General features: G+C 34.7%; 25 protein-coding genes and 1 pseudogene. 13 read left to right on the forward strand and 13 right to left on the reverse strand.

The window, feature by feature from the left end:
• Nucleotides 1-3: 3 nt before the first annotated feature.
• Nucleotides 4-147 carry a YvrJ family protein gene (locus AC0KUU_RS05520; protein ID WP_308115066.1) on the reverse strand — a complete coding sequence of 48 codons (144 nt, stop codon included), beginning with the start codon at nt 145-147 and terminating at the stop codon, nt 4-6.
• A 37-nt stretch (nt 148-184) separates the two neighbouring features.
• Between AC0KUU_RS05520 and AC0KUU_RS05525 the strand changes: the two genes are divergently transcribed.
• The gene (locus AC0KUU_RS05525; RefSeq protein WP_043978595.1) at nt 185-460 is read left to right on the forward strand and encodes a hypothetical protein; all 276 of its coding nucleotides are present in this window, start codon (nt 185-187) and stop codon (nt 458-460) included.
• 699 nt (nt 461-1,159) lie between these two features.
• Here AC0KUU_RS05525 and AC0KUU_RS05530 read toward each other — a convergent pair.
• On the reverse strand, nt 1,160-1,327 hold the full coding sequence (locus AC0KUU_RS05530) for a hypothetical protein (protein ID WP_237074221.1): 168 nt from the start codon (nt 1,325-1,327) through the stop codon (nt 1,160-1,162).
• 359 nt (nt 1,328-1,686) lie between these two features.
• On the opposite strand from AC0KUU_RS05530, the gene AC0KUU_RS05535 reads away from it, so the two are divergent.
• Nucleotides 1,687-1,953 (forward strand): DUF3973 domain-containing protein, encoded by a 267-nt coding sequence (locus AC0KUU_RS05535; protein WP_162214804.1) that lies wholly within the window; start codon nt 1,687-1,689, stop codon nt 1,951-1,953.
• A 43-nt stretch (nt 1,954-1,996) separates the two neighbouring features.
• Here AC0KUU_RS05535 and AC0KUU_RS05540 read toward each other — a convergent pair whose 3' ends face one another.
• Complete coding sequence (locus AC0KUU_RS05540) at nt 1,997-2,638, reverse strand: DUF1232 domain-containing protein (RefSeq protein WP_237074222.1); 642 nt, start codon at nt 2,636-2,638, stop codon at nt 1,997-1,999.
• A 119-nt stretch (nt 2,639-2,757) separates the two neighbouring features.
• Here AC0KUU_RS05540 and AC0KUU_RS05545 point away from each other — a divergent pair, with 119 nt between their 5' ends.
• The 3 genes and pseudogenes from AC0KUU_RS05545 (at nt 2,758) to AC0KUU_RS05555 (ending at nt 5,071) form a co-directional block, all read left to right on the forward strand.
• Nucleotides 2,758-3,339, forward strand: coding sequence for a manganese efflux pump (locus tag AC0KUU_RS05545; RefSeq protein ID WP_237074223.1), 582 nt, complete (start codon nt 2,758-2,760; stop codon nt 3,337-3,339).
• 384 nt (nt 3,340-3,723) lie between these two features.
• Nucleotides 3,724-4,293 (forward strand): MEDS domain-containing protein, encoded by a 570-nt coding sequence (locus AC0KUU_RS05550; RefSeq protein WP_237074224.1) that lies wholly within the window; start codon nt 3,724-3,726, stop codon nt 4,291-4,293.
• A 276-nt stretch (nt 4,294-4,569) separates the two neighbouring features.
• Nucleotides 4,570-5,071, forward strand: a pseudogene (locus AC0KUU_RS05555) (ankyrin repeat domain-containing protein).
• A 72-nt stretch (nt 5,072-5,143) separates the two neighbouring features.
• Here AC0KUU_RS05555 and AC0KUU_RS05560 read toward each other — a convergent pair.
• Nucleotides 5,144-5,383: a hypothetical protein gene (locus tag AC0KUU_RS05560; RefSeq protein ID WP_237074225.1), complete on the reverse strand. Its 240-nt coding sequence runs from the start codon at nt 5,381-5,383 to the stop codon at nt 5,144-5,146.
• An 83-nt stretch (nt 5,384-5,466) separates the two neighbouring features.
• Between AC0KUU_RS05560 and AC0KUU_RS05565 the strand changes: the two genes are divergently transcribed.
• On the forward strand, nt 5,467-5,985 hold the full coding sequence (locus AC0KUU_RS05565; RefSeq protein WP_043978606.1) for a YfiT family bacillithiol transferase: 519 nt from the start codon (nt 5,467-5,469) through the stop codon (nt 5,983-5,985).
• A gap of 204 nt (nt 5,986-6,189) precedes the next feature.
• Here AC0KUU_RS05565 and AC0KUU_RS05570 read toward each other — a convergent pair whose 3' ends face one another.
• The 4 genes from AC0KUU_RS05570 to AC0KUU_RS05585 form a co-directional block, all read right to left on the reverse strand.
• Nucleotides 6,190-6,660: a membrane protein gene (locus tag AC0KUU_RS05570; protein ID WP_043978608.1), complete on the reverse strand. Its 471-nt coding sequence runs from the start codon at nt 6,658-6,660 to the stop codon at nt 6,190-6,192.
• Nucleotides 6,661-6,664: 4 nt separating this feature from the next.
• The gene (locus AC0KUU_RS05575; protein ID WP_098966682.1) at nt 6,665-7,453 is read right to left on the reverse strand and encodes a hypothetical protein; all 789 of its coding nucleotides are present in this window, start codon (nt 7,451-7,453) and stop codon (nt 6,665-6,667) included.
• A 582-nt stretch (nt 7,454-8,035) separates the two neighbouring features.
• A complete protein-coding gene (locus AC0KUU_RS05580) occupies nt 8,036-8,548 on the reverse strand; it encodes a DUF3231 family protein (protein ID WP_043978612.1) in 513 nt (170 codons plus the stop codon).
• Between the two features lie 332 nt (nt 8,549-8,880).
• Nucleotides 8,881-9,090 (reverse strand): alpha/beta-type small acid-soluble spore protein, encoded by a 210-nt coding sequence (locus tag AC0KUU_RS05585; RefSeq protein WP_013058452.1) that lies wholly within the window; start codon nt 9,088-9,090, stop codon nt 8,881-8,883.
• Between the two features lie 585 nt (nt 9,091-9,675).
• Between AC0KUU_RS05585 and AC0KUU_RS05590 the strand changes: the two genes are divergently transcribed.
• From AC0KUU_RS05590 to AC0KUU_RS05615, 6 genes are all read left to right on the forward strand, one after another.
• Nucleotides 9,676-9,939 carry a DUF1292 domain-containing protein gene (locus AC0KUU_RS05590; RefSeq protein WP_043978619.1) on the forward strand — a complete coding sequence of 88 codons (264 nt, stop codon included), beginning with the start codon at nt 9,676-9,678 and terminating at the stop codon, nt 9,937-9,939.
• Nucleotides 9,940-9,957: 18 nt separating this feature from the next.
• Nucleotides 9,958-10,344: a hypothetical protein gene (locus AC0KUU_RS05595; protein WP_322552355.1), complete on the forward strand. Its 387-nt coding sequence runs from the start codon at nt 9,958-9,960 to the stop codon at nt 10,342-10,344.
• A gap of 461 nt (nt 10,345-10,805) precedes the next feature.
• Nucleotides 10,806-11,297, forward strand: coding sequence for a general stress protein (locus AC0KUU_RS05600; RefSeq protein WP_237074227.1), 492 nt, complete (start codon nt 10,806-10,808; stop codon nt 11,295-11,297).
• A 214-nt stretch (nt 11,298-11,511) separates the two neighbouring features.
• Nucleotides 11,512-12,507, forward strand: coding sequence for a DUF3231 family protein (locus tag AC0KUU_RS05605; RefSeq protein WP_280560102.1), 996 nt, complete (start codon nt 11,512-11,514; stop codon nt 12,505-12,507).
• Nucleotides 12,508-12,953: 446 nt separating this feature from the next.
• A complete protein-coding gene (locus AC0KUU_RS05610; RefSeq protein WP_280560101.1) occupies nt 12,954-13,235 on the forward strand; it encodes a MerR family transcriptional regulator in 282 nt (93 codons plus the stop codon).
• Nucleotides 13,236-13,932: 697 nt separating this feature from the next.
• A complete protein-coding gene (locus tag AC0KUU_RS05615; RefSeq protein WP_322552354.1) occupies nt 13,933-14,166 on the forward strand; it encodes a YczF family membrane protein in 234 nt (77 codons plus the stop codon).
• Here the strand turns inward: AC0KUU_RS05615 and AC0KUU_RS05620 are convergent.
• The 5 genes from AC0KUU_RS05620 to AC0KUU_RS05640 all read right to left on the reverse strand — a co-directional run bounded on the left by AC0KUU_RS05620 (nt 14,159) and on the right by AC0KUU_RS05640 (nt 21,333).
• On the reverse strand, nt 14,159-15,262 hold the full coding sequence (locus tag AC0KUU_RS05620) for a GerAB/ArcD/ProY family transporter (RefSeq protein ID WP_043978628.1): 1,104 nt from the start codon (nt 15,260-15,262) through the stop codon (nt 14,159-14,161). The genes AC0KUU_RS05615 and AC0KUU_RS05620 overlap by 8 nt on opposite strands.
• A gap of 109 nt (nt 15,263-15,371) precedes the next feature.
• Nucleotides 15,372-16,463 carry a GerAB/ArcD/ProY family transporter gene (locus AC0KUU_RS05625; RefSeq protein WP_043978630.1) on the reverse strand — a complete coding sequence of 364 codons (1,092 nt, stop codon included), beginning with the start codon at nt 16,461-16,463 and terminating at the stop codon, nt 15,372-15,374.
• A gap of 38 nt (nt 16,464-16,501) precedes the next feature.
• Entirely contained in the window at nt 16,502-17,710 is a 1,209-nt protein-coding gene (locus AC0KUU_RS05630) for a Ger(x)C family spore germination protein (protein WP_043978632.1), read from the reverse strand.
• The gene (locus AC0KUU_RS05635; RefSeq protein WP_043978636.1) at nt 17,700-19,343 is read right to left on the reverse strand and encodes a spore germination protein; all 1,644 of its coding nucleotides are present in this window, start codon (nt 19,341-19,343) and stop codon (nt 17,700-17,702) included. Before AC0KUU_RS05635 ends, AC0KUU_RS05630 begins: the two co-directional genes overlap by 11 nt.
• A 760-nt stretch (nt 19,344-20,103) precedes the next feature.
• Nucleotides 20,104-21,333 (reverse strand): MFS transporter, encoded by a 1,230-nt coding sequence (locus AC0KUU_RS05640; protein WP_165575913.1) that lies wholly within the window; start codon nt 21,331-21,333, stop codon nt 20,104-20,106.
• Between the two features lie 393 nt (nt 21,334-21,726).
• On the opposite strand from AC0KUU_RS05640, the gene AC0KUU_RS05645 reads away from it, so the two are divergent.
• Nucleotides 21,727-22,719 (forward strand): LacI family DNA-binding transcriptional regulator, encoded by a 993-nt coding sequence (locus AC0KUU_RS05645; RefSeq protein WP_165575914.1) that lies wholly within the window; start codon nt 21,727-21,729, stop codon nt 22,717-22,719.
• The last annotated feature ends 58 nt before the right edge of the window (nt 22,720-22,777 follow it).

Here is a 22,777-nt window from a genome sequence, read left to right on the forward strand (position 1 = left end):
TGCTTATTGCTTGTCCTTTTTTTCAATAAGAACTTGAAGCAGCTCTGTAATTCTATCTAATTTGCTTTCAATGCGAACAAGTAAGTAAAAAGATAGGGCAATTGGAAAGCCTAAATCTTTAATATAGCTAACTAAGTTTTCTATAATAGCATACCTCCTTCACTTAGAAGATATATTATAATATGTGATTTCTCAGTATTTTTTAACTCAAGATAAAGATAGGGAAAATGGTGAAGGAAGCATTATTTATAAAGGACCCAATAAAGATAATATTGGAGAAGTTACATATAAAATTGAAGGTAGTTATGGCAGTATCGATGTAACTTCCACACCAGTGGATGGCAAAATGGGTATCAATGATGCTTGTGAAGGGTGTGCAAAACAAGATAGTTCTGATCCCTTTCATGTAACTATCAAATGGGACGGTAAAACAGAAGAATTTGATTTAAAAGCAAAATAAAAGGTGGTGAAAGAGAAACTTCTTTCACCACCTTTTATTTTTACTACCTAGAATGGTAATTACGGTAACTACTCGTGTATAGGCCATACCTAAAATACACTAATTTATTAATTAATATATTCGATGTTTAAATTTCTTCTTTTTCTACTGTTCTCGCATTAATAAGTCTATATATGAAAACATTAATACTCATTGCACATCCACATATTGAATCTTCTCGAATCAATAAAAAGTGGAAGGAATCCGTTTTGAGGCAAACGAATTTAACTGTTCATGTCCTATCTTCCACCTTTTGTCGAGTATCGTGCAAATAAAATCAGTGACTATGATATTATTCAAAGTTCAATTCGCTATGTAAAGCATATTGCAAATACAGAATTAAATCCGAAAATTCGTCTTCGTAACTATTTAAAACAGCTAGCTGTTTTAAATATGAGGAACTAACTTTATAGAATATTTGATTTTATGGGAAATGTGACGTTAGATCATTTACTATTTAGAAGTATTGGACATCTTGAGGATGACGCGTATAAAGATATGTAAAAAAAGTTGAAGATAAAATTAATCATCACCTTTTTAACGCAGAAAAAACTCCCTATTTTCGTAGGGAGCTTTTCTGCTAGGAGAATTATTCTCACATAGTCGATACGTTGCGATATCTTGAGTAGTTTAAGCAAAAAGTGGAATATTATTCATTCTTTAACTAACAGCTTTTAGCTTTGATTTAGAGTTCAAGCTCCATAAGCTAAATAGTACGGTCATTAACCCAAGTATGATGCTAGACCAAATTACACCATCTTTTAATGAATAAATAAAAGGAAACAGGACAAACCATAATCCGCTATAAGTGAAATCCAATTTTGCCATGAATTCCATCCTGGTTTAGTAGTTCCCAAAAAGATGTGATCACTTGAAGGGTTCCAAATACAATACTTGCTGAAGTAGCACCTGCATCGTATAAAAACCCAAGCATCTAAGGGACAATAACGAGCCAAATGCCGATTACAGCGTTAATAATACCTCTTGTTTTCACCGCTATTTCTCCTCAAAGTATGACACTCTTCATGCTGTCATGATTAAACTATATGTTTGTAATTGACGTGTGTCGAGTATTCTTCAACGCCTGTTGAGATTTTTTCAACTTTTAACGTAGAAACAAGCACTTCTGTTGATGAGTTCTCATAAGATGTTTCAAAATCAAATATAAGAAAGAGAGTGGAAAACGAATGTACTATTGCGTTACTTGCTGCAGATTGCAAAATGAAAATGTTATTAAGAGTAAGCTGTTTGAAAATGGATTTTATATAGATCCATTTTTAGGAGAGAAAATTCCTTTAGGAATGTGTGCGCATAGATGTAATCATGAGTCATGCAAGCCATATAAAAAAGAAAAAATCATCAAAAAGATTGTGCCAAAGGAATTATTTAAATTAAAGAAAGCAATAGAGTATTTACCTGCTCATTGCTCAGAAAAAGTTCCATTTTCACAATAAATAGGGGCATACCGCGTTCAGTTCCCTTAATAAAACTCAGTTTTTAGTCCGTAAGTTGATTCATTACCAGTTGTACAGCTATTGCATCGTCTAAATAGCCGATTGGAAAGACATAGTCTGGGATAATATCGGTAGGCAAAATAAAATACAATAGCGCACTTCCCAATATGGAGCGCTTGGCAGCTGATGTTTTTTCATCACAATATTCAAGATACATTTGCTTTAATTGATCAATAAAGGTTCCGACGCTGCCGACTTGTTCTATTTTGGTTTGAAAGTTATTTAGAATCATGCTGTTACCTTCGTCTGTCTGTGCATATTGCTTATATTTTGTGAGTTCTTGTTCGACACGTTCAATCGTAAAGTTTGTATCTACTATATTAAAAGATTTAAGTATTTCTTGAATTTTATCAATGGAGTAATGAATGCCTGTTGCTAATTCATTTTCTGTATTGTTTGAAGCAGCTCCAGCAGGGTCAATTAATGCTTCAAGAGGAGTATTTAAATAGTGCGCAAATTGTTTTAAATGATGTAGATTTGCTTGCTGTTTTCCATTTATAATCCGTGAGATAGTTGCCGTATCAATCCCCGTAAGTGAGCTAAGTTTCCGCATAGATAAAGCATTTTCCTTTAATAAAGACCTTAATAACAAACCAAGGCTTTGATCATTTTGGATGTTAGACATAGCGGTTCACCTCTTTATATTTTTCAACGCGCAGTAATCATTTTATTGAAGGTTTATCAACAATATATGCAACAAGGAAGCAAATCTCCTCAACATTATCAATAAAAGGAGAATACAAAATGGAATGGTTATTCATATTAGGTTTTGCACTATCATCGAGTATAGATAACTTCGGTGTAGGAATATCATACGGAGTTCGAAAGGTAAGGATAAAATGGCTTTCTAATTTACTGATAGCGGCTATTTGTTTCCTCTTTAGCATGGTGGGGATTATGTTTGGCAGGTGGGTTTCAACCATCTTGCCAGGGGTGTTCCATGTTATTGTAGCCGTCGTATTATTAACGCTAATCGGGATTCGCATTATTTTATTAGTTGGATCTCAAAGAAATAACGGAAGTGATGAATTAGATAGTAGTGGTCAAGAAAACGTACGATATATTGGTTGGATCGAAAGCAGTGTCCTAGGTGTTGCACTTTCAGCAAATGCACTTACAAACGGTCTGGGAGCTGGTTTGCTTGGGTTATCACCTTTAGCTATTTCGCTTACATCAGCCTTTGGCAGTTTTATAACCGTATGGCTAGGAGTAATGGTGGGGAAAAAAGCCGCAAATGTTCAAATTGGAAAATTTACATTGAGTCAATTTGGAACGTTAATAAGTGGGATTACGATTTTAATTGTAGCTTTTACTCAAATATTTTAAAAGAAAAGGCGCCACTTACTAAAGCAAGTGGCGTTTTTTCTTTGTATTTTGTAGTAACTAGTTTTAAAAGTTATACAAAGTAAAAAATAAATGGCTAATACTGCTATCAATGCTACATGAGAATTTATCGAATAAAGAGATAAATGAACTTAATTCTTTCATTATTTCTTATTAAGTTTTAATTGTATTTGAGAAGGGTAAAGTATTCTTTAGCCAAAGCGCCAATATAACTGGCGCAAACGTTATCTCATTTACAACAAAGGGGAAACTATCTAATTTTGACAGATAAGAATGCAAAGCGTAGAATTGTTCTAATGAACAGGCAATTTACCAGTTTAAGAGTCTTAAAGTTTAGGTTGATTTTATATAAGGGAGCGTACACACTTGAAAAATCAGTTTGCTCAATTGATACAGAATAATGAAAGCGTTCATATTTACTATAATATTGACGATATGAGAAGTTACTTAGACAATCTTGTGTCTTATATTGTTTCGGGGATTGAACAGGAGAGACATACCTTAGTTATAGAAAGTGAAAGACTAATTCCGCTGATTTTCAAAAGATTAGAGGGAATTTTAACTCAAGATCAATTAACATATATACATACCATTAATAATTTTGATTATTACTGTTCAAGTGGAAGTTTTCAGCCTGCCATAATTTTTGAACATCTTTCTAAACATTTAGAGCCTTTCTATAAAAACAATACGTCTTTTCAAATATGGGCTCATGTAGAGTGGGGACAGCAAGAAGGGATTATACCTATTTTAGAAGAGTTTGAAAATGAAGCAGACAAATTGGTGAATAACGGCGGATTATATTTAGTATGCGCGTATGATGAAGAGAGAGTACCAGAAGTTCTTAAACTTGCTTTAATGAAATGTCATCCATACTTAATTTTAGAAAATAAAATTACTCCATCCAATTTATATGTAATGACAGATGCAGTGTAATTAATAGGGTGCCTGGGCTTTTATTCTTAAAAAACAAAGGTAAATAGAGAACAAATAAGGAGCCTTATTTAAGGCTCCTTATTTGTTGTTTCTACTAAGTACTTATAAAGAACCTTTACGCCATACCATTGGACGTCTAACCCTTCGCTATTAGTTGTTTTCATATCCACTCTCCACCTTACTTATATAACTAAGTTTGTATATCGTGTTCATCCACTAACCTGTGATAAAATGGAAATGTAATCAAGTTATTTCTATATATTAGGGGGATATGAAATGGAATATATTAATCAAATAACAAATGCTGCAGTGAATGGAGAAAGTAAAGAGATAAAAGCTTTATTAAATAAAGAGCCATCTTTATTTACTTAACGCTTTTAATTCAGATGGGTGGACGCCTTTACATTTAGCTTGTTATTTTGGGCAAGTGGATAGCGCCAAGTTATTGTTGTCGCTAGGGGCGGATATTCATATTAAGGCTAAAAATTCGAATGAAAACATGCCTCTTCATGCAGCAGTAGCAAATAAGCAAATTCAAGCTGTAGACTTGTTGCTTACAAAAAGCGCAGATGTAAATGCAAAACAAAGCGGTGGATGGACTAGCCTTCATGAAGCCTCGTTACTGGGAGATGAAAATATGATTAAACTTCTCATCGAAAAAGGTGCAGATATCGAGATACAAAAAGATGATGGGAAAACACCTTTAGAGGTTGCAGTAGAGAAAAAACAAGACAGCGCAGTTCATTTACTTACTCAGTATTTAAATAATAAAGCTTAATATAAAGTAGGAGATTTTATGTTAATTAGAAACATATGTAGTATGCATTTTCTATTTTAAACCTTTAATTAATTACGTATCTTTTTTCATTTTCCATAATAAGTTTGTAATGAATGCGCTAATAAAGCCAATCGAAATTAAACAAAAACCAATTTGATACAAAATAAAATTCCAGCTGTCTTCAAAAGAAAAAAGTGTAATTCTTTCTGAGTCTATAATATCAACGATAATAAATAATGAAAGGGTAATAAAATATATTAAAAAGAACTTTTTGTAGAAATAGCTTTTATAACCACTGCTCAATTTACTCACCTCAACTTAATTTTACGGCAAGTTTATCTATATGTTTATTGTTTTTATAGATATTAATAAAAATAGAAAGAGAGGAAAAAAATATGTTTAATCAATATCCTATTGGGAAATTTATCGTGAAAGAAAATATTCAGCCAGAAGATATTCAAGGGTGGATTCATGACATTGGAGATGCACCAAAGCAATTAGCTGATGCTGTAGAAGGACTGACTAAAGAGCAATTAGCTACGCCTTATCGAGAAGGCGGTTGGAAATTAAGTCAAGTTGTCCATCATTTAGCTGACTCCCATATGAATGCTTATACTCGTTTTAAATTAGGTTTAACAGAACATGAGCCTACTATTAAGGCCTATGATGAAGTGGCTTGGTCGGATCTTCCTGATAATGATTTACCTATAGAAATTTCGCTCCAACTTTTTTCAGCTTTACATAAGCGTCTTCATAAATTGTTAAACTCACTTGATGAAAAAGATTTGAAGAAAATGATCTACCATCCTGAAAATGGACAAGTGACGATTGAGCAATTAATAGCTACTTATGCCTGGCATGGAAAGCATCACGTTGCTCATATTACGACATTAAGAAATCAAAGAGGATGGTAGAATGGCATTTAACATACATTAGAACCCAAAAAGCTTTTTTTAAAAGCTTTTTGGGTTTTGATAAATGACATTATGCTGACTAAAGAGTATACAGTTTAAAACCAGAAGCTCTCTCTCCATGCGTCAAGAAAGTTATCTCTAATCCTGAATAGTAATTCATTCATCCTGTATCTGGCCATTATATTGTACGATGATGACTTATTTTTATAAGCCATCAGATCTGACTTTTGAAACACCTAAGGCAAGGTTTTTCCACAAAGTTTGTTCAACCACTTCGGCGTCCACCGTACGACAATCAACAATGAGTATGACTTCCGAATGTTTGCCGCGTGAGAGCCGTTGATTTTTCCTGATTACTTTAAACATAAATAGTTTAATTCCTAGTCCTAAGATAAATCCGATAAAAGCACTAATTATTCCCCAGTAGATGGGGCCCCAGCTTAGTTTAAACCCAATGCTTGCACCGATGACTGAAAAGGCTGTGGCTAGAGCCATTCCTAGATCAATAAGAGAAACTCCATCGGCTCGATGGAGGCTATCAAAAATCCGTCGATCTTCCGTTCGATTATTAAGAGGGACAATAAATATATCTTCTTTTTTTATCCCTTTTTTTTCTAGCTCTGAAACAGCTAATTCTATGTAACTGGAGTATTCAAATGTAGAAAAGACCTGCATGTTTTCACTCCACCTTTTTTCCTTTCGCAATACAAAAGCTTGGATGTTGATATGTTTTTTCAAAGAAGTTTTTCTGCACTCTTTCAGCAAGTTTATTATTCTCAACCGTATTTATATAGGAATCGAAGGTAGCAAAACCATATAGGGAAGGGAAAAATAACAGCCATTCTTTATTTAAAACGGAAGTAGCCTGTTTTATTTCTCCTAAAAATAGAAGAGAAATTCCTTCAAGCAGGTGAGAATAATAAAAGAAAATGACTGCCCAAATGATAACAAAGAAAGCACCAATGATGCGATGAATATAGAGTTGTCCTAGACCTGGCATCACCAAGGACCAGAAAACGGACAGGATGGGATTCCGTTTATCTAAATAGTTTATTTCCATGGCTCCTATACTGAAGGTGTTGAACCGATGGTTTTCTCGTTCAGCTAACACGTATATTTTATTTAAATCAACGGTTGTTCGGTAACTATCCCATATAGCAAAAATATAAACGGGAATATAAATAAGAAGCCACCTTGTATTAAGCACGTCTTTGGCCATATCAATGTTTCCTTGAAAAGAATAAATCATAGCTAAATTCACATGAGATTTAAGGTTTATGACGACTTCCCATACAAATAACACAAAGCCGCGAAGGTATTTAGACAGTAGTAGGTGCCCAAAACCAGGAAAAGCTGCTGACCACCAAGCGATAATATAGGGGTTTCTTAAATGGATTTGCGTCGTTCCAAATATACTGACATGAGCAATATAGCGTCTTGCAGTATTGTCATTTTTATAATTATTCATTTACGATCTCCTATAGATTCGAAAAAATATACTTTTTATACCTATCATCCATATTTAATATGGTCTTGTTTATTTAATTTATACAGTTCATTGATATCCACCTAATCTTTATCGAAATGAAGAGTTGTGTGACAAGAAAAAGCTCTTTATTTTTCCATAAAGAGCTTTTTTACATGTTGCTTCTGAAAAATGGTATTATGTTAATAAAGAAGTGGTTAAATGCTTCACGGCGATTTGACTCGTTTGTTCAAGATATAGAAAGGTATTCAATTTAGTTTTTATTTAATGAATCAAGAACTCTTTTCGAAAATAGCATGCTGGATATTTAATGATCTTATGAGTAATAACAAATCTGTCAATTATTCCGTTGGTGTACCCATTAAGTAGAGAAATCAATATTGAGTCTGGGGGCTTTCTAAATAAGAAAGGTAAATCTAATAGAGTTAAAATAAACAGTAGTTTGCTCTTATGATTGCTCTTTATTCATAATGAGAAGGAGGTACTAATATGGAATTAATTAGCATCTCCTTCTTGTAGGATTGACTTAATGTGAAATCTTGATGTTTTATACGAATTTTATGATTAACAATCCGTGTTTTTTGACTTGTGAAGAGGTGGTGGAACTAACCAGCCTTTTTCTTTGTTAAGTCGCAAAAACTTTCCACCAAGAGCTACTTTTTGCATGTGAATTTGACCAAACATTGTTGCAATATCTTCGCGAATAGATTGGCCAATCAGTTGACTGCAAGCAACTAGACCAGCAGCTATATCCAGTGAAATAGCCGCAGCAACTTCGGGGTCTTGAACACGTGCACCTACTGGAATATCATCTAAACAAGCTTCTGGACGTTCAGGCGGAGTTGGAGGTAAAGCCACTCCATTTTCTTTTAATAGCTTTTCTACACCTTTCATTTCCTGCTGACATTGTTCAATCGTTTCTTGTACCAACTTATGTAGATCCTTGTCTCCTACATGATTTAGAAACGTTTGATAACCAGCTACTAATCCTTTTGAAGCAGAAAGAAACGACCATGTTCCAAATACTTCACCGTAATGCATCGGTTCATCTGTAGGATTTCCACTTAAAATGCCCATTGTTATCCTCCTTAACATATTCATAGCAATGTGCCACCTTTCTTACTATGCACACACTTAACGTCTCCATATCATGTTTTATTATTCTTCTAGATATAAAAAAGGAATTTTATCAGTGAATACAATCTACTATTTTACACATACTATTCAAGATGCCTATAAGGGCATTAGTTACAATACCCTTGTTATACAGAGAGCTGCCTTCTTTGGCAGTTTTTTGTTTTGTCATGCTTTATGTGGCTTGCTGCTTATGACGATAAGTAGAAAATGTCCATAATAAAAGGAAGAGTGGAGACCCACTCTTCCTTCAGCCATCACATTATAAAGTTGTCTTAGAAACGTCCGCCGCCAAGTTGTTGCTCAGCTAATTGCACAAGACGCTTTGTAATTTCGCCACCTACTGATCCGTTTGCACGTGCAGTTGTATCAGCACCAAGGTTTACACCAAATTCGCTAGCGATTTCATATTTCATTTGATCGATTGCTTGTTCAGCACCGTATACTAATAATTCATTGTTGTTGCTGCTTTTGTTGTTTGCCATGTTGTGTCACCTCCTTGTTTTTCTTAAGTTTCCTAGAGGCCAAGAAGTATATACATGGTAGTTTATGGATGTTTATTTCCTTATCAAGCTGACATACTAATTTTTAGAAACAACCGACCCTGTAAAAAGTGGGATTAGATGTTTCATTTCCTTGTTATCTAAAAGTTGCCATGTGAGAAGAGGATTGCAATTGCTGTTGCAATCCTCTTTAAATACCGTATCAATGGTTATTTTTATACTAAACATAAAATTAAAAATGCAAGAGAGGAAGAGGTTATATTGTCAAAGACACGTCAGAAAAAAGAATACTGTAAAAAGTGCAGAAAAGAAACTATACATACTCTCACAGAAGATGCTTTAGAAATTAATTGTTATTGCCATGAATGTCATTCACAACACGATATCGTAAAAACATTTTTTTAATCATTTCTTAAAGTTTTACTCTCCAATAGACGAATAAATAACTTATATCCATAACCAAACTCCATATGAGCCGTGGCTATTGAATTTCATTTTATACAATTATAGAAGCAGAGAAGAACGGGTAAAGTAACCGGGAAGATTTTCAGTGGAGGTGAACGAGAAGTGAGGAGTAGGGAAAGAGATTTTATAACCATTGAAGATGAAAAAGGTATTGAAAAACAATATGCAGTTGAGGCTTTATTTGATATGAGAAATCAGACTTATGCTTTGCTGCAATCGAACGGGGAAGCGCTGTTGATGCGCGTTGAAGATGAAAAGGGTGAACAATATCTTGTTGGATTGACCGACCCTGAGGAACGTGACTCCATTTTAGATGCTTATCAAATCGCTGTAGAGGGTACGCCTGCTGACGGAGAATTCAGCTAATGTGATGAGGAGTGCGTTATGAAGAAGAAAATTGTAGATGCAGCTCATTTGGAGCAAAAAATGCGGATTGAAAAAGTGATCAACGGAATGACCTTTACGAAAAATTTCCGGTCTGCTACAGCAGAAGAATGGTACGTATTTCTTCCAGGTTATGAAGATCCAAGAACAGGTGGAGCTGCAGGGAAAGCAATGATTCATTATAACCTTTATGGAAATAGAGAGGTGTTTATTAACACTACAGTCATCTTAGATGATCCAGCACTATTTAAAGGAGAAACCCATCCTCTTGTATATGCAATTGCAGATGAGCTTGTCAACAGGCTGGTTGGCTATGCTGATACCTTGCTTTCTGTCCATGCCGGTGAAAACTCGTTTGATGCAGAATATAAACAAAACAATCATTAATCTTGATTTTTTTCAACTAAACCTTCCCTTAAAAAGAGGCTGAGACAAACGTATTTTAAAAAGATCCGAACGGTTCATCGTTCGGATCTTTTTATTATGATGGTAAACGTAGGTTTCATATGTTTTGTTGCTTCTAGCACCCGCCCGTTGAAAGCGAAGTCTTGCATGGAAATCAATAGGGGTGTCACAAGCGATTCATACTTGCTCTTTAATAGCATAGGCAGGATACATTTCATTATCAATCATATAATGAGCGATCCTTTCATGAAGCTCCATAGCTTCGTTGAATTGCTTTTAATACTTTGCGAACTTTTGGTGCTGCCGTTTCCGTAAGGGCTATCTATCTAAACAATGATTGTCTAATTTTTTGAATGTTTTAGAAAAAGAGGCCAGGGTATTACAAGTACCATAAACGAATTAATTGATATAAACCATTTTTTTACTAGAAGGAGGAACTGCTCATGACAAAAAATGTGATAGGTACGTATGATAATGAAGAAGCTATTGTAACTGCTATTCAAAACTTAAAGATACAAGGTTTTCAAGAGAAGGACCTTTCTCTTGTAACCAGCAAAGATATCGATAAAGAGGACTATTCGAGAGTAGAAAGCAGAGAGGGAATTGACGTAAAGAAAGTTGAAACCACAGCACAAAATCACCAAGATGAGTCGATTATGGATAAAATTAAACATATGTTTTCACCAGATCACCCTAAAGAGATTCGTAGTGATAAAGCAAGAGTAGAAAAGCGTTTAATTAACTTAGGTGTCCCTCTTACAGAAGCAGGACCTTATGCAGATGATCTGCAAAAAGGAAAAGTATTATTGCTAGTAAAAGCTAATAGAGAGACAAAAACAAATCAGTTCTTAGGAAGTAGAGAAGATTCTCCTTTTGCAAAGGGTGACTCCGTTTATGATAAATCATTATACGGAGAACATCGTAAGCATGAATAGGTAGGAAGAAGAATAAAATTCGAGTTTGTGGGCAAACTAAGAACATAGGAACCCCAATTCCTCATCTTTCATTAAGTATGTGTTTTTTAAAAGCTGCTCATTTGAGCAGCTTTTTCTTTTTTAGCGGAAATATTAAAAGAAAAGCTAACTTGTATGAAAGCTTAAAAGAAGGGGAAGTTAAGAAAAAATGGCTTGAATACGGAGGAACAGAAAATTGCAAAAAAAGAATCGATTAACATCTCCTGAAATGGCAAATTTATGGACACACTATATCCGTGAAACATTATCTGTATGTGTAAATAAATATATGCTTCACACGATTCAAGATCCTGAGATACATAGCCTTTTTCAAACGGCTCTTCACTATTCACTTAAACACATAGATGCTTTAAAAGCATTATTTAAGAAAGAGAAGTTTCCTATTCCTAAAGGATTTACAGAAGAAGACGTAAACTTAGAAGCTCCTCCTCTATTTACGGATGTTTTGTGTCTTAAATCCCTTTATATGATGAGCACACACGGACATAATGAAATGAGTTTATCATTTACGACTTCCTTACGCCCAGACATTGTAGATTTTTATTATCAATGCAACCTTGATGCGATGGAGATTTATAAAAAAGCTAAGGACCTTCTTGTTTCAAAGCAACTTTATCAGCAACCACCTACTTACATAACACCGAACAAGGGGGAAATGATTGAACACTACCACTATGTAACAGATGTATTCGGTAAACAGAGGCCGATAAATACAATAGAAAGTGGACATGCTTATTTTAATTTAAACAAAACATTTATTGCCAAAGCGATGATCCTTGGCTTTTCACAAGTTTCAAAAAATCAAAACGTACGAGCATTATTAGAAAAAAGCCTGCAAGTAAAAAACAAACACATTGATGTGTTTGCATCCTTATTAACCAAAGATAATCTTCATCTGCCTAAATCATGCGACACAGAGGTTACAAATTCCAATATTTCTCCTTTTTCAGATCGGCTTATGCTTCTCCAAACAGGTTTCCTTTTTGGTGTAGCAGTTACTTATTATAACGCAGCTCTCATTGCAAGTATGAGAGCTGATATTTCAGCACACTGTGAAAAGGCATCCTTGGATAGCTTGTGGATTTATAGCCGTATTGGGAAAGATATGATTGATAATCAGTGGATGGAAAAGCCTCCCCAAGCAGACGATCGTAAAAGATTAGATGATTAGAAAAACGTTCTTAATAAATTAATGTGTAATCCTCCGAGCATGCTACTAAGGGTGATGCAAATCATCATTATTCCGTATAAGGTTACGTGTAAACAGACAAGACTACTGTTCGGGAGCAGTAGCCTTTTTGTTTTTAGGATGTATCTTCTATACACTCTTAGTTAACATATATAACTTTAGATTGTTAAACTAAGAATATTTTTCTGTATTATCCATTAAGGATTAGGGAATCTTGTAACTACTCTCTAATAAATATACTCCTACTAATTAAATAGTCGTGTTAGGAATTATAACCAAGTTGTAGATTATTTGTATAATTTGTTGTTATTGTAGGTATAATTATTTGAAAATTTAGATATTAGATTAGATTTATTATTCCTAACATACATACTTACTTATTCTTTATTATTTTAAAACCAATCAAATAGATAAAGGAGAGGATATATTTGAAGAATAATTATTTATATCGAGAGAAAAAAATAATGACTATGAAAACTGTTACTGAAATGACCGGATTGTCTGAGAGAAAAATTCGTTATTATGAAACTCAAAAACTTATCTTTCGTGAACGTACCTGCTCTGGTACCCGTAGGTATTCTTTTTCTGATATTGAGAGATTAATGGATATTGCAGAAAAAATAGAAGATGGAGTTCTTACACGAGAAATTCGAGATGATCTTTATAAAAGAAGAAAAAAGATATTAATACAAGAAACGAAACGATTATAGGTGAACTAAGAACTTATTTTTCACGAACCTAATTGAATAATTTTATCCAGATTAATAATAAGTATTACATTGCTTAAAATAAATAATTTAAAATCCTTTCTTCTCTATACTTTTTTCAATTTCCAGAAGGGTGAATTATATATGAAGGGACTAAAAGATATGAAAATATTTATGAATCAGTTTATAAAAAACATTACTTGTATAGTTGAATTTGTTTATCTATATATGCTGCTCTCTTTTATAGAATTACAGGCGGCTTTACTAAAATCATTGCAAACAAAATAGTCTTTTGTCTTAAAAGGTTCATATAAAATGAATTTTCTTCTCTTATAGAAATTACTCATTAGTTTGTTTTAACCATCATTTTTAGTTCTGTGCGAGCTTAATTAAAATCAATATGAGATCTTGTCGCAAGGCGCTGACTATACAGAAACAAGAAAGGATGCAGTTACCCTTCGTTAGGGAATAAAGCTTGAACAACAACTGTTATAAACTCATTCATAGGAAGACCTACTTTCTTTAGGAGGGCTGAAGTCACTTAATTATCTAAGAAAAGTCCTTCCTTTTTGTATTTATTCATTTACACAAGATATTACTATCTTACGCCTTTCCTTTAATTTCAAACAATAAGGTTTATTATTAAAAACTTTATTTTTGACAAATAATATATTTACTTTAAATTAAAGGAGGGAAGAACATGAAGATTTTTCTAGCAATAAGTATTGTCTTTTTATTATCTACTTCAAACCTCTTGCTAATGGATTTTCTATTAGGTTTTAGTTTTTATGATTCATTTCTGCACCTTCTAAACCCTTTTTGGGTAATGAGTAATGCTGAATATATCATGTTAGCTGGACTTTTTCTTATTGTCATTAGCCAACAAATTTTTATGATTATTAAAAAAAAAGAGAAACGCTACCGTCCTAATTAGTTTTTTTCTTCACATAGTTCCGAATGAGGGAGACAACCAGCATAAACAAAGGAATAACAATCAAAAAAGGAACATGAAGGTATTTTAATGTAATAATAAACCCTTCTTCTAAATGTTCTGAAAAACTGGAAGCTATTGTCATGGAAAGGAAAATCAAAACAAAGCCCATGGGAAGAATGATTTGCTGGCGGTTCTTCACCTTAAATAAATCAGTAATTCCAAGGATAGCTCCATACATAAAAATAGATGCTTTGAAAAAAACGGTCATTAACAGGGTAAAAACTACAATTGCATCCATTCTTTCAATAAAATCAAATAGATTAACTTTTCCAATCGTAGCTAAGGTAGGAAATGTAGATCTTTGCATTACATCCAAACCTAGCACCGACATATTTAGAGCAGCTGTCCAGCTTAGGATCAATCCGCTTGAAATTAATGCAGATACCCATACCTTTTTTATTAGTTTAGGACGATTTAAATATGGTAGCAGCATCGTAAATACGAGCATTTCACCAAATGGAAAAGATACGACAGGAGGGAACGCTGTAGTTAAAACGGGTTTCCACCCGTGTTCGAGAAAGGGGCGAATATGATTTAAACTAACATTTCCAGATACAAGAACAAAGAAATTAGCTCCTAGCCCAAGTAATAGTAGGATGACAATAAATACTTCTGCTGTTCTTCCTATTACTTCTATCCCTAGATAAATGACATAACACATAACAAGAATAAGCGAGAGGTTAATTGCTAGTAATGGTGTTTCTGGTAAAGTAGACGAAGTCAATAAGTCCCCGAAATCACGTACATTTCTAGCTGCAATATACAAGAAAAACAAACAGTATAATAATCCAAGCACCCAGCCAAAGAATTCACCAAATATTTTTCTAACATATCCAGTAAGGGGAATGGTCGGATATTGACGAAATAACATATAGTAAATAAAGAATAAGAGTATGCCTCCTCCCATTCCTAGAAGGATAGCAAGCCAGGCATCTTTACCGGCGGGGATTCCATAACTTACAATTAGAGAAGTACCCAAGTCGAAGATAAACATAAGGGCAAAGAGTTGTGTAACGCTTATTTTTGCTTTCTCCATCTTTGAGGCGTCTCCTTTCTTTATTATGTCTTATCTTTGACTTTTTTAATTGTTTGCTAAAAGTTTTCATAATGATTGGTAATAAAACTAGTTTAAACCCGTTGCTTGTTCAGTTTCTTGCAAAATGATTGCGGATAACAGAAACTAAAAGCATGATCATGGGAACAACAATTAGAAGAGCAATCGAAAGATAATGATTAAGGAAGCCTTCTTCTCCTTGCTCCGAAAAACTGGAGGCCATAGTGAGAGATAAAAAAATGACAATAGTTCCGGTTGGGAAAAGAATTTGATGGTACGTTCTTAATTTGAATAAATCAGCTATTCCTATAACCGCGGCATATAGATAAATAGATGCTTTGAAAAAGACGGTAATCAGCAGAGTGAACACCACAATTGCATCTAATCTTTCAATAAAATCGAATAGATTGACTTTTCCAACTGCTGTCAACGTAGGAAATACGGACCTCTCCATCACATCTATACCCAGAACCGATGTATTTAACAAAACGGTCCAGCTTAAAATCATCCCGCTTGAAATCACAGCCCCCAACCATGCTCGCTTTACTAATTGAGGACGATTTAAATATGGTAATAGCATTGTAAAAGCAATCATTTCGCCAAAGGGGAAAATGAGCAGGTGGGGAAAAGCCGTGGTGAAGATAGGCTGCCATCCGTGTTCAAGAGCGGGGCGTATCTGGTGAAAATCAACATCTCCTGATACAAGAACAAAAAAATTCCCTGCCGCTCCAAGTAAGAGTAAAACGACAATAAATACTTCTGCTGTTCTCCCTACTACTTCTATCCCGAGATGAATGACGTAGCATATCACAAGTACAAGCGTAAGGTTAATGGCTAGTAAAGGAGTTTCCGACAGGGTAGATGAAACCAATAAATCTCCTAATTCACGTACATTCCTTCCGCAAATATACAAAAAGTGAAGACAGTATAGCAAACCAATTATCCATCCAAAGTACTTACCAAATATTTCTCTTATATATCCAGTGAAGAGCAAATTGGGATATTGACGATATAAAAAGTAAAAGATGTAAAATAATCCGACTCCTCCACACAAGGCTAACAGAATAGCAAGCCAAGCATCCTTTCTGGCATTTGTTCCGTAACTAACAATCAATGCTGTTCCCATTTCGAAGATAAACATAAGAGCAAAGAGTTGAATGACACTTAATTTTGCTTTTTCCATGCGTCTCTCAACTCCTTTCTTTACCCTTTATGATTATTTTATTTGTTTATATAGGACTTGGTTGTCATACCTGTGCGACGAATAATAGCTTGTACATTCACGTGAACTTCTGTTTTCGGAAAAATATCTTTTTCCCATGAATTATGAATGTTGTTCCACACATGTTTATTTGCTATATTAACCGTTTCACCAAAATTGAAGATATCACTTTTTTGCTTTTGAGCTTTTTTTACTGTCAATAGTATTTCCTGTTTAATCTCTTCTTCTAATTGTTCATCTAGTTGGCCAAGTGCTTGTGATTTGGCAAGATCTATAGAGCAATTATTTTCTAAGACTGTTCCTTCTGCACGAACTGTAATATAGATAACGGGTTTCTGATGTTTGAATGTTACATGGGTAGACGATTTGGAACGCGAAATTTCAATTGCGATGGCATCCTTTTTCTTTCCGCAATTAAGATTCATCACGGTTCGTTTCATTTCGTTCGTAATCCATGTCACTCCTCGTGCAGGAGGCCCATCCAACCATTTTTTTAACTTTCCATTTTTAAAAAGAGCAATCCCTTTAATTTCAATGTTTGCACTTGGAGAAACTTGTTGTGTATTTGTTGTCGCATTCCCACTTTCTTTCTCCCCGTTAATCTTAACCCCTGTGACTACTACACTTCCTTCTTTTAGCCCCTGAATCACTTGATCTGCACGCGTACTTTTATAGGTTCCCCAGTCCTCTTCAGAAGATTTTAAAGCATCACTAATCTTTGCAGAGGGGATGGCTTCTAAAGATGTTGTGACTTCTAGCGTTTCTTTCGCTGTAATATGTCCTCTTGCAATTAAAACTGGAAAAAGAACCCGAAACTGGCTATCCCGTTCGATCATATCAAATAAATCTTCAATTCCTTGTTTCGCTACCTTCTCGCCGATAACTAAGATTTGAAGGTGAGGAAAGAAAAGCTCTCCAGGTGACTTTGTTGAAATCTTTCGAAGGGTCTCAGCAAGGGTACTTCCTGTTTCAGTAAAGGTTGTCACAGGCGAAGCTTGAACTTTTCCTCCTTGTTGTCCACCAGCTACTTGTGAAGGATTGATAATTTGAACCGTAACTCTATATCTGTTCTTTACTTTGTCACTGCCTTTATCAATAGCCATCCCTGAAACGATACTTAGCTGCTGTAGCTCTTCGCGGTCCCAGCATCCTGACAAGAAGACTAACAATACGGAAAGCAAAAGAAGCATCAATGATTTATGTCTCATCAGAATCCCTCTTTGATTCTTGATTTTTCATCTTTCCTTCCCTTGGTGAAGGACCGCGATCTTTATTAGTGTCTGTTCGCTTCGTTTTCACCTGACTAATTAAACGGGGGCGTTTAGACATAAAAGGTAAAGGAAAACGGAAGATGGAATCTTTCTGATCAGCTAAAATGGCAGGAGCAAAAGGAGCTAAGTACGGAATACCAAAGGAACGCAAGCTGCACGTATGAGCTACTAACATGATTACTCCTAATCCAATACCATATAATCCAAAAAAACTAGCTAAAATCATCATTCCAAACCGAAGTAAACGAGTAGCATCTGTCATTGCATAATGAGGAATGGTAAAGCTTGCGATAGCCGTAGCTGCCACGACAATAACCATCGCGCTTGAAACAATCCCAGCTGAAACAGCTGCTTCTCCCAATACAAGAGCCCCGACGATGGAAACAGCCTGACCAACGGGACGCGGCATACGAACACCAGCTTCTCGCAATACTTCAAAGGTAAATTCCATCAATAGCGCTTCTATAATAATGGGAAATGGAATATTTTGACGTTGGGCTGCCAAATTAATCAGCAACGGTGTTGGAATTAATTCTGGATGGAATGAAAGAAACGCAATAAATAAAGATGGGCCAAGAAGAGTAATTAAAAAAGAAATGATTCTCAATATGCGCAAAAAGCTAGACATTGTCCAACGCAAATAATAATCCTCCGCCGTTTGGAAAAATTGATTCCAAGTCGCAGGGACAATGAGAGGCGTAGGTGTTTCATTCACAAAAATCACAACTCTTCCCTCTAATAGATTTCCTGCCACCACATCGGGGCGTTCTGTGATAAAAACAGTGGGCCAAGGGGTCCAGGTTTCATCGGAAATCCATTCTTCAATTGTATTAGAGCCTTGAACTTCATCTACTTCCATTTTACCTAATCTTTCTTTAATTTCTGTAAGAAGCTTATCATTGACAATTCCTTTTACGTACATCATCCCAACGCCAGTTTGCGTGATTGTTCCTATTTCCTTCGTTTCTAACCAGAGGTTTGGACTCTTAATACGACGACGAATCATTGCCGTATTAGTGATAAGGGACTCTGTAAAGCTATCTCGAGGGCCTCGAACGGACGATTCTGCTACGGGTTCCGAAATGGCTCTAAGATCTCCTCCTTGCGCCGCACAGGCAAAGCCTTGATTCCATCCATCAACTAAGACAATTGTTTCGCCGGATAAAAGATGGAAAAAAAGTTTATCGAAATTCGTTATCTCTCCCACATTTGTAATAGTTAATATATGTTCTTTTATGTACATCCCTAATTCGATTGGTCCATAAGGGGCTTCCTCTTTAACCATCTCTACATCGTTCATCAGCCTTTCTATAATGGAGTTTCCTAAAATTTCTTTATCCGTTAATCCATTTATATAAATAGAAGCTACTTTACATAAAAAGGGTTTTCCCATTTTGAAATCTCGAACCACTAAATCTCCACTATTACCTAAAGAGTTCTTTACTTTTGTCAGGTTTTCAGTCAAAGATGAATGAAGAGTCTCGTCATTTGAAGTGGTTTCTTCATACTGAAGGGGCATTTTTTTTGGTTTTCTGGCTTTTTTTATCAGGCGATTCCAGGCGCTGTTCATATTTTAATAACCCTCCACTTTTGAATGTCATCGAATGAAGAGGACATTGGTTTTTCCAATATTCACTAGTAATTTTTCCTTATATTACTTTTTTATACATTCATTCTTCTTTCCTTCATTAATTTGTTACAAAGGAAAGTAACTAACGAAGCATAAAAGTTACTACAATGTGATAACTGAATTTAGATTGAATGAACCTGCCAATATCTTTATTGGTTAGATCGTTTTGGTTGTAATAAAAAAGAAAGCCTGTAAAGAGTAGAATGTCATCAAAAAAGAGGGTGAGGCAGCTATTACAGTCTTGGATATGCTATTGTTGGATACAGCTCAGTAATAAGGCTAGGTTAGTTTTGGAACATTTATTACGGATTTAATTCTGAAAATTCTGTTTTGGTACTCCTAAAAGAAAGAGATTGTATTTGCAAGCATCGAGGAGAGAAAATTGAGGCTGCGCTAAACATGAGGATAACTTTTGAAAGACCTAAAGCTAAAGTTAGCCAGGAGTTTACGGAAGTTTATAAATGATGGAAATAAAATTAAAACAAAACTGTACAAGTCATGAAAGAAGAAAATATGAAGAAAACAATATTTTATAAAGTAATAAAGCAATATGAAAGTACTATAAAAAAGATCACTTTATAATAGAAGAAACTCACCAAAAAGAAGCCTTTGCTAATTATAGCGAAGGCTTTCAAGTAATAGGAACACCCTAAAAGATATTTTTGAAGTTTTAAGCCTATTTATTATATTTTTCCTGATTCTAAGCAGTAAGTTTTGAATCGTTCCTATCTTTAGATGCTTGATTCTGGTTTCTTAAAAGAAATGCACCAAATAGAGTAAAGGTAGTGACAATAACCCCCATGATTAAGTATGTTTGACGAAAACCAATTGAATCGTATAGGTTTCCTACGATAGGAGAAAGTATAACGGCCCCTAGCTGCATCGCGAATTGGTAGCCAACCAAATATAAAATTGAAGAGAATTTTGTATCAAAATGTGTAGCCAGATATTTAAACACAGAAACGATGATAATGGCAAACTCTGGTGCGTTAAGAAGCTTAATAAATGAAATGCTGTATGGATCTGATACTAGACCTGAACCTATCACGCGCAAAATCATAATAATTCCCGCTAAAACTAAACCTCCTTTAGGACCTACTTTACGGACAATGAATGGAGCAACTAATAACATACCGGACTCTAAAAAGACCTGACCTGCATTTAAGTAACCAAATATTTGGTTTCCTAATTGTTCTGTTGGAAACAGAGAGGCATAATATACAGGAAATTGCTGGTCAAAGACATTATAAATACAGCCCGTCCCGAGCATAAAAATCATAAAAATCCAGAAATCTTTTCGTTTAAATAAACTGCCCAAATCTTGAACAGAAAGGGATTTTGCCTTCTTTTCTTCGATAGTGGATACTTCTACTTTTGTAAGGAAAATAACAAGTAATAAGAGAATGCCTGATCCCGATGCAATCCAAAAGTTGATATCAGGGTTAATGTTAAGCATTCGTCCACCAATAGCAGCTGCCACGGCGGCTCCTATTGATCCCCAAAGTCTTGCACGACCGAATTCAAACTCATACTTTCTGCCAACTTTTTCGATATATGACTCGATAGCTGAGATACCAGCTAAAAAAGTGATGGCAAGATAAGACCCGCCTGTCAGGGCTCCTATCCAAAAATTCCAGTTTAAAAGAGGTTGATAGATGAAAATGAGAAATGGTCCAGATAAAATAACTAAAATTGAAATAAAGTATAATAAATTCTTTCGTAACCCCAATTTGTCAGAGATATATCCATAAAGCGGTTGGAAAAGCATAGTGAAGATAGCGTTTACAGAAAAAACAATACCCGTTTGTGCTCCGGAAAGGTTAAGGCTTTGTCCCAACCAGATAGCAAAAAAAGTGAAAATAGAGGCAATAGATAAGAAGAACAAGAAAAAGAAACTGCTTAGCTTCCAGTAAAGTTTATTGTTTTGCATATTTAAATCCCCTTTGCTGTTTATGTATCTAAATTTTATTTAGAAAGCGTTTTCGATTTGATTGTATTATATATGGTACCGATTTCATATGTCAATAAGAAAATAATTAACAAAACTACCCTTTTAAAAAGGGTTTTTTTAAGTGTAATGTATTTTTTAGTGTGGTACTGGTTTCTTACTTATGAAATAACTGCTTTTAAGTATACTGGTTTATTAATCATGAAACATTTTATATAAAAAGGTTCTGTCTTAAAGAGTCACAGCGATTTTACTGGTATTCTTATTGAACACATGATATAGAGATGCAAACGAATTCATTCATTGCATTTTGGCTCTTTTTTAACGTAAAATAAGTATGAAACTGATTTCAGTTAGTGATGGAGTGATAAATAAATGCCTACCATATATGACGTAGCAAAATTATCGGGGTTATCAAAGACAACCGTTTCCCGTGTTATAAACAATCATTCATATGTTTCAGAAGAGAAAAAAAATCTGGTGCTAAAAGCAATGAAAGAGCTTAACTATACCCCGAACCCTTCGGCAAGAAAGTTAAGAGGACAGGTAACGACTACAATTGGTGTTATTGTACCAAGAATCGTAAATCCATTTTTCTCTTATTTAGTCGATTCAATTGAACAAGTTGCTTATAAAAACGGCTATCACGTATTAATCTTTCAAAGTAATGAAGATAAAGAGAGAGAATTGGCCTTTTTAAATTTACTAAAAACAAAGCAAGTTGACGGAATTATTATGACCTCTATTGAAAATGACTGGAGTATCATAGAATCGTTTACTGAATCTGGTCCTATTTTGTTATGCAATGAATATGTAAACAACGCAAATGTTCCAATTGTTCGATTAGATCAATACAAGGGTGCATATATAGGCGTAAAGCATTTACTTGAAAAAGGCCACCGGAAAATTGGGTACTGTACAGGTGGATTGTTTGCAGAGGAAGGCAAGGACAAGGACCGTAATCAAGGTTATCAAAAAGCACTTCAAGAGGCAGGGATCGAGCCGGATCCAAAGTGGATTTTTGTTAATCAACACAGTATTGAAGACGGAAAACAAGTAGTTAAAAAAATCCTGTCAATGGAGGATCGTCCAACGGCTATATTTACAGGAAGTGATGAAATTGCCGGGGGAATGATGATTGAAGCCAAAGAGTGCGGTCTAAAAATACCTAATGATTTGGCTATTATTGGCTTTGATGATCAACCTCTTGCACAAATGTTAGATCCAAAGCTAACAACTATACGACAACCTATTGATCAGATGGGGATTAAAGCAATGGAAACTCTTATTGATATGTTGAATGATTCTGAAGTAAAAGTGGAAACTTTTGAACTTCCAATCGAGCTGGTTGTTCGAAGTTCAACGTAATAGCAGATAACAGATGAAGGTGAGAACTGAATTTATTCGTTCTCACCTTTTTTGAAAA

This window comes from Priestia sp. ST2, from assembly GCF_055810735.1.

Excerpts from the sequence above, each read along its gene's own strand:
- AC0KUU_RS05575 (WP_098966682.1), bottom strand. The coding sequence starts at position 7,453 with ATGAATAATTATAAAAATGACAATACTGCAAGACGCTATATTGCTCAT.
- AC0KUU_RS05625 (WP_043978630.1), bottom strand. The coding sequence starts at position 16,463 with ATGGAAAAAGCAAAATTAAGTGTCATTCAACTCTTTGCTCTTATGTTT.
- AC0KUU_RS05615 (WP_322552354.1), top strand. The coding sequence starts at position 13,933 with ATGAAGATTTTTCTAGCAATAAGTATTGTCTTTTTATTATCTACTTCA.
- AC0KUU_RS05620 (WP_043978628.1), bottom strand. The coding sequence starts at position 15,262 with ATGGAGAAAGCAAAAATAAGCGTTACACAACTCTTTGCCCTTATGTTT.
- AC0KUU_RS05570 (WP_043978608.1), bottom strand. The coding sequence starts at position 6,660 with ATGCAGGTCTTTTCTACATTTGAATACTCCAGTTACATAGAATTAGCT.
- AC0KUU_RS05565 (WP_043978606.1), top strand. The coding sequence starts at position 5,467 with ATGTTTAATCAATATCCTATTGGGAAATTTATCGTGAAAGAAAATATT.
- AC0KUU_RS05645 (WP_165575914.1), top strand. The coding sequence starts at position 21,727 with ATGCCTACCATATATGACGTAGCAAAATTATCGGGGTTATCAAAGACA.
- AC0KUU_RS05585 (WP_013058452.1), bottom strand. The coding sequence starts at position 9,090 with ATGGCAAACAACAAAAGCAGCAACAACAATGAATTATTAGTATACGGT.
- AC0KUU_RS05535 (WP_162214804.1), top strand. The coding sequence starts at position 1,687 with ATGTACTATTGCGTTACTTGCTGCAGATTGCAAAATGAAAATGTTATT.
- AC0KUU_RS05635 (WP_043978636.1), bottom strand. The coding sequence starts at position 19,343 with ATGAACAGCGCCTGGAATCGCCTGATAAAAAAAGCCAGAAAACCAAAA.
- AC0KUU_RS05600 (WP_237074227.1), top strand. The coding sequence starts at position 10,806 with ATGACAAAAAATGTGATAGGTACGTATGATAATGAAGAAGCTATTGTA.
- AC0KUU_RS05580 (WP_043978612.1), bottom strand. The coding sequence starts at position 8,548 with ATGGGCATTTTAAGTGGAAATCCTACAGATGAACCGATGCATTACGGT.
- AC0KUU_RS05595 (WP_322552355.1), top strand. The coding sequence starts at position 9,958 with ATGAAGAAGAAAATTGTAGATGCAGCTCATTTGGAGCAAAAAATGCGG.
- AC0KUU_RS05530 (WP_237074221.1), bottom strand. The coding sequence starts at position 1,327 with ATGGCAAAATTGGATTTCACTTATAGCGGATTATGGTTTGTCCTGTTT.
- AC0KUU_RS05545 (WP_237074223.1), top strand. The coding sequence starts at position 2,758 with ATGGAATGGTTATTCATATTAGGTTTTGCACTATCATCGAGTATAGAT.
- AC0KUU_RS05630 (WP_043978632.1), bottom strand. The coding sequence starts at position 17,710 with ATGAGACATAAATCATTGATGCTTCTTTTGCTTTCCGTATTGTTAGTC.
- AC0KUU_RS05640 (WP_165575913.1), bottom strand. The coding sequence starts at position 21,333 with ATGCAAAACAATAAACTTTACTGGAAGCTAAGCAGTTTCTTTTTCTTG.
- AC0KUU_RS05540 (WP_237074222.1), bottom strand. The coding sequence starts at position 2,638 with ATGTCTAACATCCAAAATGATCAAAGCCTTGGTTTGTTATTAAGGTCT.